Source organism: Streptomyces sp. NPDC050534, from assembly GCF_044457745.1.
Lineage (GTDB): Bacteria > Actinomycetota > Actinomycetes > Streptomycetales > Streptomycetaceae > Streptomyces.
The window spans coordinates 24,693-38,383 of the sequence record NZ_JBITHF010000003.1 but is presented as its reverse complement, the minus strand read 5'-3'; the positions used below and the strand labels follow the sequence as shown (position 1 = coordinate 38,383).

At 72.0% G+C, this 13,691-nt stretch carries 11 protein-coding genes; 3 read left to right on the top strand and 8 right to left on the bottom strand.

Going from position 1 to position 13,691, the window contains the following annotated elements; all coding sequences use genetic code 11:
- The first annotated feature begins 17 nt into the window (after positions 1-17).
- The 3 genes from ACIBN2_RS11170 to ACIBN2_RS11160 are packed head-to-tail and all read left to right on the top strand — an operon-like array spanning position 18 to position 2,447.
- Entirely contained in the window at positions 18-665 is a 648-nt protein-coding gene (locus ACIBN2_RS11170) for a PadR family transcriptional regulator (RefSeq protein ID WP_399134016.1), read from the top strand.
- Positions 662-1,681, top strand: coding sequence for an ATP-binding cassette domain-containing protein (locus tag ACIBN2_RS11165; protein ID WP_399134015.1), 1,020 nt, complete (start codon positions 662-664; stop codon positions 1,679-1,681). Before ACIBN2_RS11170 ends, ACIBN2_RS11165 begins: the two co-directional genes overlap by 4 nt.
- A gap of 13 nt (positions 1,682-1,694) precedes the next feature.
- Positions 1,695-2,447 carry an ABC transporter permease gene (locus tag ACIBN2_RS11160; RefSeq protein WP_399134014.1) on the top strand — a complete coding sequence of 251 codons (753 nt, stop codon included), beginning with the start codon at positions 1,695-1,697 and terminating at the stop codon, positions 2,445-2,447.
- 142 nt (positions 2,448-2,589) lie between these two features.
- Here ACIBN2_RS11160 and holA read toward each other — a convergent pair whose 3' ends face one another.
- The 8 genes from holA to leuS form a co-directional block, all read right to left on the bottom strand.
- Entirely contained in the window at positions 2,590-3,573 is a 984-nt protein-coding gene (gene holA, locus ACIBN2_RS11155) for a DNA polymerase III subunit delta (RefSeq protein WP_399134013.1), read from the bottom strand.
- A gap of 82 nt (positions 3,574-3,655) precedes the next feature.
- The gene (locus tag ACIBN2_RS11150; protein WP_399134012.1) at positions 3,656-3,901 is read right to left on the bottom strand and encodes a hypothetical protein; all 246 of its coding nucleotides are present in this window, start codon (positions 3,899-3,901) and stop codon (positions 3,656-3,658) included.
- 130 nt (positions 3,902-4,031) lie between these two features.
- Positions 4,032-4,835 (bottom strand): arylamine N-acetyltransferase, encoded by an 804-nt coding sequence (locus ACIBN2_RS11145; protein ID WP_399134011.1) that lies wholly within the window; start codon positions 4,833-4,835, stop codon positions 4,032-4,034.
- A 4-nt stretch (positions 4,836-4,839) separates the two neighbouring features.
- Positions 4,840-7,434 carry a ComEC/Rec2 family competence protein gene (locus ACIBN2_RS11140; protein WP_399134010.1) on the bottom strand — a complete coding sequence of 865 codons (2,595 nt, stop codon included), beginning with the start codon at positions 7,432-7,434 and terminating at the stop codon, positions 4,840-4,842.
- Positions 7,431-8,477, bottom strand: coding sequence for a helix-hairpin-helix domain-containing protein (locus ACIBN2_RS11135; RefSeq protein WP_399134009.1), 1,047 nt, complete (start codon positions 8,475-8,477; stop codon positions 7,431-7,433). The genes ACIBN2_RS11140 and ACIBN2_RS11135 overlap by 4 nt, the downstream gene beginning before the upstream one ends.
- Before the next feature lie 105 nt (positions 8,478-8,582).
- A complete protein-coding gene (locus tag ACIBN2_RS11130) occupies positions 8,583-9,428 on the bottom strand; it encodes a DegV family protein (RefSeq protein ID WP_399134008.1) in 846 nt (281 codons plus the stop codon).
- A 72-nt stretch (positions 9,429-9,500) separates the two neighbouring features.
- Positions 9,501-10,253: a hypothetical protein gene (locus ACIBN2_RS11125; protein WP_399134007.1), complete on the bottom strand. Its 753-nt coding sequence runs from the start codon at positions 10,251-10,253 to the stop codon at positions 9,501-9,503.
- 167 nt (positions 10,254-10,420) lie between these two features.
- Positions 10,421-13,297: a leucine--tRNA ligase gene (gene leuS / locus ACIBN2_RS11120; RefSeq protein WP_399134006.1), complete on the bottom strand. Its 2,877-nt coding sequence runs from the start codon at positions 13,295-13,297 to the stop codon at positions 10,421-10,423.
- Positions 13,298-13,691 lie beyond the last annotated feature (394 nt).

Sequence of the window (13,691 nt, the reverse complement as noted above, 5' to 3'; positions counted from 1 at the left end):
CTAAAGGAGAACGCATCATGGCGGCGCGCAAACGACCGGTGTCCAACCTGCTCGGCCTCGCGGTGCTCGGACTGCTGCTGGAGCAGCCGATGCATCCGTACGAGATGGCCACGACCCTGCGGGAACGCAACAAGGACACCAGCTTCAAGGTAAAGACCGGCTCGCTCTACGACGTCGTCGAATCCCTGGACCGGGCCGGCTGGATCGAGGAGCACAGCACGGAGCGCTCCGGACGGCGTCCGGAGCGCAAGGTGTACGCCCACACCGAACTGGGCCGCACGGAGTTCATGAGCTGGCTGGACGAACTCGTCCGCACACCGGTGAAGGAATACCCCAGCTTCCTCGCCGCGGTGAGCTACCTCGGCGCCCTCGGACCCGAGCGCGCGGTCCAGGCCCTCGCCGAACGCATCGCCCGGCTGGACGAGGAGATCACCGAGGGCCGTCGGGCGCAGGCCGAGGCTCTGGGCCAGCAGACACCGCGGCTGTTCGTGATCGAACTCGAATACGCCCTGACCATCGCCGAAGCCGAGCGGGACTGGGCCCGCAGGATCATCGGCGACATCCAGGACGGCACCCTCACCTGGCCGGAGCTCACCACCAAGGAAGGACGCCAGGTGTGGGCCGACCGGGAGAAACAGCAGGAGCCCGAAGGACTGCAGGCATGACCGAACCACCCGCACCGCACGAGCGTGCCTTACTCGATCCGTCACGGGAGGCATTACCCATGATCCAGGCCAAGGGGCTGGCCAAGACGTTCTCCACCAAGCAGGGCCGCGTCGAGGCGGTGGCCGGAGTCGACTTCACCGTGAACGCGGGCGAGATCGTCGGCTTCCTGGGCCCGAACGGTGCCGGCAAGACGACCACCATGCGGATGCTCACCACCCTGCTCGGCCCGAGCTCGGGCACGGCCACCATCGCCGGCTGCGATCTGCTGCAGGAGTCGGCGAAGGTCCGGATGCACATCGGCTACGTCTCCCAGGCGGGCGGTTCCAAGCCCAGTTCCCCGGTCCGCCGGGACATCGTCCTGCAAGCGCGCCTCTACGGCATGAGCCGGCCCGCAGCCGAGGCCCGCGCCGACGAGGTGATCGCGCAGCTGGGCCTCGAGGATCTGGCGGACCGTGTCATCCAGACGCTCTCGGGCGGGCAGCGTCGCCGCGTCGACATGGCACTCGGCCTGGTGCACGCGCCGAAGCTGCTCTTCCTCGACGAACCCACCGCCAACCTCGACCCCGAGAGCCGCAACGGCGTGTGGGAATACATCCGGCGCCTGCGCGACGAGCACGGCACCACGGTGTTCCTCAGCACCCACTACCTCGACGAGGCCGACAACCTCTGCGACCGGGTCCTGATCATCGACAAGGGCCGCATCATCGCCGAGGACAGCCCGCAGAACCTGAAGGCCGCCATCGCCCACGACACCATCGAGATCGAGGTCGACGGCGACGCGGCACGAGCCGCCGAACTGATCGGCTCCCACCCCAAGGTGCACGGCGTCTCGGTGGGCGGCCTGGTGCTGTCGGTCAGCTGCCGGGGCGCCGAGCGCATCCTCCCCGACCTGCTGCGCGAGCTGGAGTCCGCGCGCATCCGGGCGGAGTCCCTGCGCGTGGTGAGGCCCACGCTCGACGACGTCTTCATGACCATGACCGACCGCCGTCCGCAGCCGGACGCCGTCCACGCCTGAGGGGGAACCAGCGATGCACACGATCCGAGACGCGGCGATCGTCTTCCGCGACGAGGCCTCGGCCGCCGCACAGAAGAGGATGGGCCTCCTCATCGGTCTCGTCCAACCGTTCGTCTACATGGCCCTGTTCGGCCCGGTCCTGGTCAAGATGCTGCCGGAGAGCGGCTCGTCCGCCTGGCAGATCTACATCCCGGGTCTTCTCGTCCAACTGGGCCTGTTCGCCACCGGCTACGCCGGTTTCGGCCTGATCCCCGACGTCCGCTCCGGCTATCTGGAGCGGCTGCGAGTGACCCCGGCGAGCCGGCTCGGGCTCCTGCTGGGCCGGGTTCTCTGGGACGTGCTGGCGCTGTTCGTGCAGTCGGTCGTCATCGTCCTCATCGCCCTGCTGTTCGGCCTGCGCGCTCCGGTCGGTGGCGTGCTTGCCGCGATCGCCATGATGATGCTCGTCGGAATCAGCCTGGCCTTCCTCTCCTACTCCCTTGCCCTGAAGCTGACGTCGGAGTGGCTCTTCGCTCCCGTCCTCAACGGCATCGCCCTGCCCCTGATGCTCCTGTCCGGCATCCTCCTCCCCCTCTCCTACGGCCCCGGCTGGCTGAAGGCCGTCGGCTCCGCCAACCCCCTGCGGTACGCGGTGGACGCCATGCGCGGGTTCTTCGCCGGTGAGTACGGATCGCACACCGTCGTGACCGGGCTGGCCGTCGTCGTCGGCCTGATGATCGTGTCGGCCACGGCCGGGACCCGCATCTTCGCCAAGTACAACCGCTGAGCCCTGCGCGTCCGCGACCCGCGGGCACGCCCCACCACCGTCGCGGCGCTATGGGATCGACGGCACTCACGGCGGCCGGAACCCACACCGGCCGCCGTATGCCGTTCCGCCGCCCGGGCGCGCACCGGCCCGGACCCTACGGCTACCGCCTGCTCCGCGCGGCGCGGGCGATCGTGACCACGGCCTTCTCCAACGCGTACTCGGGATCATCCCCGCCCCCCTTCACCCCCGCATCGGCCTCGGCAACCGCCAGCAGTGCCACCGCAACCCCGTCCGGTGTCCACCCCCGCATCTGCTGCCGCACCCGGTCGATCTTCCACGGCGGCATCCCGAGCTCCCGCGCGAGATCCGCCGGCCGCCCCCCGCGGGCGGAGGACAGCTTGCCGATCGCCCGCACGCCCTGCGCGAGCGCGCTGGTGATCAGCACGGGCGCGACGCCGGTCGACAGCGCCCACCGCAGCGCCTCCAGGGCCTCGGCCGCCCGCCCCTCCACCGCCCGGTCGGCGACCTCGAAGCTCGACGCCTCGGCCCGGCCGGTGTAGTATCGCCCGACGACCGCGCCGTCGATGGTCCCCTCCACGTCGGCGACCAGCTGGGAGACGGCGGACGCCAGCTCGCGCAGATCGCTGCCGATGGCGTCGACCAGCGCCTGGCACGCCTCGGGCGTGGCCGACCTCCCGGCGGCCCTGAACTCCCCGCGCACGAAGGCCAGCCGGTCCGCCGGTTTGGTCATCTTCGGGCAGGCGACCTCCCGGGCACCGGCCTTGCGCGCGGCGTCGAGCAGCCCCTTGCCCTTGGCTCCTCCCGCGTGCAGCAGCACGAGAGTGATCTCCTCGGCGGGCGACCCCAGATACGCCTTCACGTCCTTGACCGTGTCGGCCGAAAGATCCTGTGCGTTGCGTACGACCACGACCTTGCGCTCCGCGAAGAGCGAGGGGCTGGTGAGCTCGGCGAGCGTGCCGGGCTGCAACTGGTCCGACGTCAGGTCACGTACGTCCGTGTCGGCGTCGGCGGCCCTCGCGGCGGCCACCACCTCCTGCACGGCACGGTCGAGCAGAAGGTCCTCCTGGCCCACGGCGAGCGTCACCGGGGCGAGAGGGTCGTCATTCGCAGTCTTCCTGGCCATCGCGACAAGCATGTCACGGGGCACTGACAACGCGGCCGCGCGGGCGCGACCAGCCACGGGGCCCGGCGCTCCCGACGGAGCGCTACGGCTCCTCCCGCCACCCGTCCCAGTGCCCGACGAACCCATCCAGCTCCCCCGGATCCAAACGCCCCTCCTCGTCACGCAGCACGACCAGCCACTGCGCGTCCTCCGCGTCGTCCTCACCGGCCAGCGCATCCCGTACGAGCTGCGGCTCCTCGGACAGCCCGAACCGCTCCCCGAGTGCCTCGGCCACCTCCTCCGCGGCGTCGCGGTCGGGCAGCACCAGCACATGTCTCACATCGCTCACGAGCTCATTCTCCGGCACCCTCGCCGGAGGCAGGACGCAGGTCAGCCCGTGCGCACGATCCGCACGTCGAGATCGACGCGGATGCTCGGGTTGATCCGCGCCGACCCGATGTGCCGCGCGGTGAACCGAATCAGGAGTCACTGCGGGGATTTCGCACGGTCGGCACATGGTGCAGCTCGATCCCGAACCGCTCCCGGTACACCGTGAGGACCTCCTCATCGGTGCCCAACTCCCGCTCCTCCCGCGCCCCGTCGGCTCCCGTCACCTTGAAGCTCCGCCCGCTGAGCGTGATCCGTCCTCCGTCCTCCGTCACCTTGGAGCACACCAGCGACTGCACGAAGTGCGACCTGGGCGAGGTGCTGTGCCACCACGCCCCGGCCACGAAGTCACCGAGCTCGCGCGGCCGCACCTCCAGCCGGTACTGCGGTCTGCCGTTCAGCACGACGTCCAGGTCCGGCCCCGCCTCGACGATCCGGAACACACCTCCAGGGTCCTTCTGCTCGCCCTTGTCCGTGAACGCCAGCGGATAGTGGCTGTGGGCCCCGAACCCCACGTCCGCCAGCCACTGCGCCCCGTCCGCCGTCCGCACCCGCAGCGCGAGATGGTCGTACGGGATCCCGAGCCGCCCCGCGCCCCCGTGCACCCGCGCGGCGAGCAGGGTGACCTCGAAGCCGAGCCCTCCGAGCAACGCCGCGAACGCGCCGTTGAGTTCGTAGCAGAACCCGCCCCGCCGCGCCCCCACCACCTTGTCCACCAGCCGGTCCTCCTCCAGCACGATCTCCTCGCCGAGGTGGATCGAGAGATTCTCGAAGGGCACGGTCCGCAGATGGCGCAGGTGCAGATCGCGGAGTGCTTCGGCAGTGGGCGCGCTGGGCCACTCCTCGGGCCCGATTCCCAGGCGGTGTAGGTAGCCGTCGATCTCTCGGATATGCATGCCCTCAGTCTGTCGCCACCCGCAGCTCCCTGCCCGTCCCCTCGACGGCGAGCGCTCCGTCCCGGTCCGTCCGCAGCACCACCGCGCCCTCGGCCCGCAGCGCCGCGACCGTGCTGGGAGCCGGGTGCCCGTACGGGTTGTCCCTTCCACAGGAGATCAGCGCCAGCCGCGGCGCCACCCTGCGTATCAGCTCCGGGTCCTGGTACGCCGAGCCGTGATGGGCCACCTTGAGCACGTCCACCCCGCCCAGCAGCGCCCCCTCCGGCGACCTCAACAGCGCCTGCTGGGCAGGGGGTTCGAGGTCCCCGAGCAGCAGGAGCCGCAGTCCGGCCGATCTGACCAGCAGCGTGACACTGGCGTCGTTCGGCCCGTCCGGCTCCGGTGCCGGACGCGGCGGGGGCCACAGCACCCGCCAGCTCAGCGCGCCGGTCCGCCGCTGCTCCCCTGCCGCGGCCCGGGTGAGCGGGATGTGCCGGGCCGCCGCCTCCTTCCGTACGAACTCGACCTGGTCCGCGGGCTCTTCGAAGCCCGTCGCCTCGATCGCCCCCACCGAACGCCCGCGCAGCACACCGGGCAACCCGGCCACGTGGTCGGCATGGAAGTGCGTCAGCACGACCAGCGGGATCCTGGTGATGCCGAGCGTGCGCAGACAGTGGTCGACGAGTGCCGGATCGGGCCCGGTGTCCACCACGACGCCGCTGCCGTCCCCCGCGGCGAGCACGGTCGCGTCGCCCTGCCCCACGTCGCACATCGCGAACCGCCACCCCGGAGGCGGCCAGCCCTTGATCACCCTGGTCAGGGGCGGCGGCTGCACGACGACGAGGACGAGCAGCACCCCCCAGGCCGCACACAGCCAGGGGTGTCCCAGCAGTCGCCGGCCCGCCGCCAGGACGACCAGCGTGACGAGTGCGAGCAGCCCCGCCCCGGTCCAGCTGCCCGGCCAGGGCACTCCCCCGCCGGGCAGCGCGGCCCCCGTCCGGGCGATGTCCGCGATCCAGCCCGCTGGCCAACTCGCGCACCAGGCAAGCCCCTTGGCCAAGGACATCAGCACCGGTGCCGTCGCCAGCGCCGCGAAGCCCAGCACCGTGGCGGGCGCCACCGCGATCTCCGCGAGCAGATTGCACGGCACCGCCACCAGGCTCACCCTCGCCGACAGCACGGCGACCACGGGCGCGCACAGCACCTGCGCCGCGGCTGCCGTGGCCAGCCCCTCGGCGAGCCTCGGCGGGACCCGGCGCCGCCGCAGCGCCTCGCTCCAGCGCGGAGCGAGCGTGAGCAGGGCTCCGGTGGCCAGTACGGAGAGCAGGAAGCCGTAGCTCCGGGCCAGCCAGGGGTCGTACAGCACCAGCAGCAGGACCGCGGTCGCCAGCGCCGGGACGAGCGACCTGCGGCGGCCGGTCGCCAGGGCCAGGAGCACGACGCTGCCGCAGGCCGCGGCCCGCAGCACACTCGGATCCGGTCGGCACACCACCACGAACCCGACCGTGAGCGCGCCGCCGAGCACCGCGGTCGTCCGCAGCGGGATGCCGAGCCGGGACGCGAACCCCCGCCGCTCCGCCAGCCGGGCCATGCCCGGCGGCCCGATGAGCAGGGCGAGGATGATGGTGAGGTTGCTGCCGGACACCGCGAGCAGGTGTGTCAGGTCGGTGTCCTTGAACGCCTCGTCCAGCTCCGGGGTGATCCGCGAGGTGTCCCCGACGACCAGTCCGGGCAGCAGCGCCCGCGCGTCCGCCGGCAGCCCGTCCGTCGCCTCCCGCAGCCCGGCCCGCAACCGCCCCGCCAGCCGCTGCGCCCCCGACGGCCCTTCCACCACCTCCGGCACGGCCTGCCCCCGCACCCGCAGCACCCCCGCGATCCGGTTACCGCCGACGGCGGCGGGCGCCGAGCGGGCGTGAATGCGCAGGCGTGTGGAGGGCAGCAACTCGAGCCAGGGCGACGGTCCTTCGGCAGCGGTCGCGGCGCCCGTTCCGCCCGGCCCCTCTGCGGAAGCCACCGGGCCGGTTCGGCCCGGCACCTCGGCGGAGGTCCCGGTCCGCGTCCCCGCGTCGACGATCACCAGCACCGGCGTCCGTGTGGCCACCGTCGTCCCGTCCGCCTCCTCCACCCGCCGTACCTCCGCGTCCATCAGCACGGAGGCCGGCACGGCACGGTCACCCCTGATCCGGGGCCTGGTGAGCCGGGGGTCGGAGGTGACCTCGACCTCGGCGGTCACCGAGGCGTACTGCCGCGCCAGTCCCGGCACCGGCCCGCGCCGCACATCGGCTCCGTGCAGCCCCGCGGAGACCGCGGCCCCGGCGACGCAGAGCAGCACTGCGGCGACCGGGAGCCGGTGGTCCGGTCCGGACGGTTGCGCGCGCACCCCACGCCGCCGCGCCGCCAGCAGGACCAGCGCCACAGCCGTGCACGCCACCGCGACGCCCGTGACCCACCCTGGCGTCGCGTCGAGCAGCACCGCGGCCGTCGCCCAGGCCGCGAGCGCGGGCGGTACCAGGCGCAGGTCGGTCGGTCCTTCCTGCCGGGGATGGGCCGCTCCGAGCCGTCCTGCGGCGGCGGCGTGGACGGCCGTGCGGCCGGGTGGGAGACCAGGGGCGCGCCTCATGGCCGTACGAGATTCCGCAGATCGGCGAAACGGCGATCGCCGATGCCGTTGACCTGGCGCAGCTCGTCCACCGAGCGGAACCCGCCGTGCTGTGTGCGGTAGTCGACGATGTGCTGGGCGAGCACCGGACCGACCCCCGGCAGGGTGTCCAACTGGTCCACGGTGGCCGTGCTGAGAGCGACCGGGGCCGCGGGCGCGCCGCCCGCGGGCGCGCCGCCCGCGGCCGCACCGCCCGCGGTCCCGGCGGACGAACCGCCGCCGGCCGCGGCGGGCGCCGGAGCCGCGGGCTCCCCGACGATCACCTGCTCCCCGTCCATGAGGAGGCGGGCCCGGTTCAGCCCGTCCGTGCTCGTGCCGGGGCGCACCCCGCCGGCCGCGCTCAGCGCGTCGGCGACACGTGAACCGGCGGGCAGACGATGAATCCCGGGCTCGCGCACCTTGCCGCCGACGTCGACGACGATCTCCGCCCCGGCCGTGCCCGCGGCGCCCGGCGCTCCGGCCGAAGCGTCCGGCGCGGGCTCCCCGCTCCCCTTCCGCTCACCGAACGGGGCTGCCGCCCGCACCACTTCGGGCGCCCGCACGGTCTGAGTCCGCCCGGCCCAGAAGTGCTGAACGGCGAAGCCGGCGGCAACGACGAGCAGTACCGCGAGCGCGACCACGCTCCGCCGCTCCAGCCCGCACCTCGTCTGCACCCACAGCGGCATCCGCTCCCGCAGCGCAAGCCCGGCCCGCCCGCGCCGGCCCTCCCCGGCGGTAGGAGCCTGCGGGCTCTCGCCCGGCCGAGGAGTCTCGCGCCCGTCCTCCGGCACCGACGGCACCGGCGGCCCCGGCGGCCCCGCACCCGACTCCCGCCACTCGCCGGCGTGTTCGGGGAACAGCAGCTGCGCACGCCGACGGAGTTCCTCCGCCGGCGCATGCCGCTGCCGGGTCCGGAGCCGGCTCGGCACCGGCGAGCGGCGGTGGCGGCTCCGGCCGTCGGAGCCGGAGCCCCGTCCCGGCCCACTGGAGACGGTCGCTGTACGTGAACGTGATCGAAGTGCCATGCGCCGAGGATCGGGCACTCGCCGGCTTCGCGATGATCTTGCTCAATTCCCGGGGATTACCGCCCAGTTGTGGATAACCCCGTCACCCACACAGGTGCGCAACCGTCAGCGCGGCGAGACCACGACCCCCAGCAGCCCGGGCCCGGTATGCGCCCCGATCACCGCCCCCACCTCGCTCACATGCAGATCCGCCACACCCGGCACCCGCGTCCGCAACCGGTCCGCGAGGGCCGCCGCCCGCTCGGGGGCGGCGAGATGGTGGACAGCGATGTCGACCGGCGCGCTGCCGGCCCGGTCGGCCGCGATCTCCTCCAGGCGGGCGATCGCCCGCGAGGCGGTCCGGACCTTCTCCAGCAGTTCGATCCGGCCGGCGTCCAGCTGAAGCAGCGGCTTCACCGCGAGCGCGGAGCCCAGCAGGGCCTGCGCGGCGCCGATCCGGCCGCCGCGGCGCAGATAGTCGAGGGTGTCGACGTAGAAGTAGGCGGAGGTGCCGGAGGCCCGCTTCTCGGCGGCCGTGACGGCCTCGTCCACCGTCCCGCCCGACTCCGCCGCCTCCGCCGCGGCGAGGGCGCAGAAGCCGAGGGCCATCGCGACGGTCCCGGTGTCCACGACCCGCACCGGCACCGGCGCCTTGCGTGCCGCCATGACCGCCGCGTCGTACGTGCCCGACAGCTCGGCCGAGAGATGCAGGGAGACGATGCCGCTCGCGCCGGACTCGGCGACCTTGCGGTAGGTCTCGGCGAAGAGCTCGGGACTGGGCCGCGAGGTGGTGACGGGATGCCGCTTCTGAAGTGCCTGGGCCAGAGAACGCGTCGAGATCTCGGTGCCCTCCTCCAGCGCCCGGTCACCGAGGACCACGGTCAGGGGCACCGCTGTGATGCCGTGGCGCTCCATCGTCCGCGGCGGCAGGTAGGCCGTTGAATCGGTGACGATCGCGACATGGCGGGACATGAGCTGGAGGTTACCTGCCGTAGTGCTCGGGCGGCAGCCCGGCCCCTCTCACCTGGCATGCCCTTGACCGGATCAAGTAGTGCTCTCGGGGCGGGGTTTCTTCTGCCATGGGTAGACGGGGCGCGGTGCGGGTGGGGTGATGGCGGCCCGCGTCGGCTCCTCGGCCGTACGCGACCGGGGCGTCTCCGGCCAGGTCTGCTGTGCCGTCGCCTGGTCGGCGGCCGGGGTGTCGGGCCACTGCGACGGCTCCCCCGGCTCCCCCGGCTCCCCCGAGGAGTCTTCGTGAGTCCAGTGCCGCAGCGCACCGGCCTCCACGTCTATCTGGGCGCTCAGGGCGTCCAGGTCGTCGTCGGCGAAGCGGTGCGCCCGGTCGCGGGCGGCCCAGCGCAGTGAGTCCGCCGAGTGCGTGATGCGCTCGGTGCGCTCCCGCAGGCCGGGCAGCCGCTCGGCGAGCGTCCTGCGGTCCGGCTCGGCCTCCAGGCGCTTGAGCTCGCCGTCCAGCTCGTGACCGTGCACGCTGAGGCGCTCGAAGAGGCCCAGGGACTCCTTGAGGGACTCGTCCTCGGGCACGCCCGCGTACAGCGCGTCCTGGGTCGCGCGCATCGACGTGCGCAGCTTCAGGCGCAGTTGGGCCAGCTCGCCCGCCGCTCCGGGCTGGGCCAAGGACCTGGCCCGCAGGGTGTGGTCCTCGACCGTGCGGCGGGCCTGCGAGATCGTGCGGTCCACGCCGCGCCGCGCGGCGCCGACCACCTTCACCGTGGCGTACACACCGACTGCCAGGAAGAGCACGAAGAGCAGGGCGAACACTGCGATCACTGCTTCCACGTCGCTCCTCCTCCGCACGGCGCGGCACACCCCGCGCCGCTCTTCCACGGTAAACGAGACGGGCAGGCGCGGAGTTCCAGAAGAACCCCGAACCTGCCCGTAGGGGACTACCCCGAGGCGCTCACGCCCCGGACCGCGGTCACCGACGTGGACACCTGCGCCGGCGACTACGCCGGAACGATGTTCACCAGCTTCGGCGCCCGCACGATCACCTTGCGGATCCCCGCGCCGTCCAGCGCCGCGACGACCTTCTCGTCCTCCAGTGCGGCCTTCTCCAGCTCCGCGTCGGAGATGGACGGCGAGACCTCCAGGCGCGCCTTGACCTTGCCCTTGATCTGCACGACGCAGGTCACGGTCTCGTCGACGACGTAGCGCGGGTCGGCGACCGGGAAGTCGCGGTGCACGACCGAGTCGGTGTGGCCCAGCTTGCGCCACAGCTCTTCGGCGATGTGCGGGGCCAGCGGCGCGACCAGCAGCACCAGCGGCTCGGCGACCGAGCGCGGCACCGGGCCACCCGTCTTGGTCAGGTGGTTGTTCAGCTCGGTGACCTTGGCGATGGCGGTGTTGAAGCGCAGGCCCTCCAGGTCCTGGCGCACACCGTCGATCGCCTTGTGCAGGGCGCGCAGCGTCTCCTCGTCGGGTTCGGCGTCGGTGACGGTGACCGCGCCGCTGTCCTCGTCGACGACGTTGCGCCACAGCCGCTGCAGCAGCCGGAACTGGCCCACCACCGCGCGTGTGTCCCACGGCCGCGACACGTCCAGCGGGCCCATCGCCATCTCGTACAGGCGCAGCGTGTCGGCGCCGTACTCGGCGCAGATCTCGTCCGGAGTGACCGCGTTCTTCAGGGACTTGCCCATCTTGCCCAGCAGCCGGGAGACCTTCTCGCCCTGGTAGTAGTAGGCGCCGTCGCGCTCCTCCACCTCGGCGGCGGGCACCGCGATGCCGCGGCCGTCGCGGTAGACGTAGGCCTGGATCATGCCCTGGTTGAACAGCTTGTGGAACGGCTCGGCCGAGGACACGTGGCCCAGGTCGTACAGCACCTTGGACCAGAAGCGCGCGTACAGCAGGTGCAGTACGGCGTGCTCGGCGCCGCCGACGTACAGGTCGACACCGCCGTGCGGCTGGCCCTCGCGCGGGCCCATCCAGTACCGCTCGATCTCGGGGTCGACCAGCTGCTCGCTGTTGTGCGGGTCCAGGTAGCGCAGTTCGTACCAGCAGGAACCGGCCCAGTTGGGCATGGTGTTGGTCTCGCGCCGGTACTTCCGCGGACCGCGCCCGTCACCCAGGTCCAGGGTGACGTGGACCCACTCGTCGTTGCGCGACAGCGGCGTCTCGGGCTCGGTGTCGGCGTCATCGGGGTCGAACGTGCGCGGCGAGTAGTCGTCGACCTCCGGCAGCTCCAGCGGCAGCATCGACTCGGGCAGCGCGTGGGCGATGCCCTCCTCGTCGTAGACGATCGGGAAGGGCTCGCCCCAGTAGCGCTGGCGGCTGAACAGCCAGTCGCGCAGGCGGAAGTTGACCGTGCCCTCGCCGATGCCCTTGCGCGCCAGCCACTCGGTGATGCGCGCCTTGGCCTCGGCGACGCCCAGGCCGTCCAGGGAGATGTCGCCGTTCGAGGAGTTGATGATCTTCGCCTCGTACGAGGAGAAGGCGTTCTCCCAGGTCGCGGTGTCGGTGCCGCGGCCGTCGGTGGGCTCGACGATGCAGTGGATCGGCAGCTCGAAGGCGCGCGCGAACTCGAAGTCACGCTGGTCGCCCGCCGGGACGGCCATGATCGCGCCGGTGCCGTAGCCCATCAGGACGTAGTCGGCGATGAAGACGGGGACCTGCTCGCCGTTGACCGGGTTGGTCGCGTACGCGCCGATGAAGACGCCCGTCTTGTCCTTGGCCTCGGCCTGGCGCTCGACGTCCGACTTCGAGACGGCCTGCGCCCGGTAGGCGGCGACGGCCTCGGCGGGCGTCGCGTGGCCGCCGGTCCACACCTCGTGGGTGCCCTCCGGCCAGGTGGCCGGGGTGAACTTCTCGACCAGCGGGTGCTCGGGGGCCAGCACCATGTAGGTCGCGCCGAACAGGGTGTCGGGACGCGTGGTGAAGACCGTGATGCGCTCGCCGTCGATCGGGAAGTCGACGCGGGCGCCCTCGGAGCGGCCGATCCAGTTGCGCTGCTGCAGCTTGATGGCCTCGGGCCAGTCCAGCTCGTTCAGGTCGTCCAGCAGCCGGTCGGCGTAGGCGGTGATCCGCATGTTCCACTGGCGCAGCTTGGCCTTGAAGACCGGGAAGTTGCCGCGCTCGGAGCGGCCGTCGGCGGTGACCTCCTCGTTGGCCAGCACGGTGCCCAGGCCGGGGCACCAGTTGACCGGCGCGTCGGAGGCGTACGCCAGGCGGTACTCGCCCAGGATGTCGGCGCGCTCGCCGGCGGTCAGCGCGTCCCAGGAACGGCCGCCGGGGACGGCGCGCTCACCGGACTCGAACCGGGCGACCAGCTCGGCGATCGGGCGGGCCCTGTCCGCCTCCTCGTCGTACCAGGAGTTGAAGATCTGCAGGAAGATCCACTGGGTCCACTTGTAGTAGTCCGGGTCGATCGTGGCGAACGACCGGCGCTTGTCGTGGCCCAGGCCCAGCCGGCGCAGCTGGGACTTCATGTTCTCGATGTTGGACTCGGTGGACACGCGCGGGTGCGTGCCGGTCTGCACCGCGTACTGCTCGGCGGGCAGGCCGAAGGCGTCGAAGCCCAGGGTGTGCAGGACGTTGTGCCCGGTCATGCGCTGGAAGCGGGCGAAGACGTCGGTGGCGATGTAGCCCAGCGGGTGGCCCACGTGCAGGCCCGCACCGGAGGGGTACGGGAACATGTCCATGATGAACTTCTTGGGCCGGGCGACGACCGCGGGGTCACCGGCCAGGTCACCCTCGGGGTTCGGCGCCGCGTACGTGCCGTCGGCGTCCCAGAAGTCCTGCCAGCGTGCCTCGATGTCGGCCGCCATGGCGGCCGTGTAGCGGTGCGGCGCTGCCGCCTCGGCGGCGGCAGCGGGGTTCGTCTCGCTCATGATCCTCAAAGCTCCATCGATCGTCTCTGCCGACTGCTGCGACTTCCCGGAAACGAAAAATCCCCTCGCACAGGAGGGGACGCCGCGCCGATTCCGACCACCCGGGTCGCCCGGCGGTCGGGACTGATCAGCGCGGCTCGCTAAGCAGAAGGCGTACGGCACGCATGCGGTTAGGGTACCGCAGCGCTTGAGCACGATGCGACGCGCTTCCGTATGGGTCTCTGGCCCCGGTGTCACATCCGGACATCAACTGAACAGAAGTCAAAAGTTACTTCGCGTAACACCCGACACCCGGACATCACAACGACTGCGTTGTCCTTGCATAACAACCCAATAACTCAAACCTCGTACCCATCGGTATGGCGCCACCTAGAGTTCGGCAGCGGGACCGCTT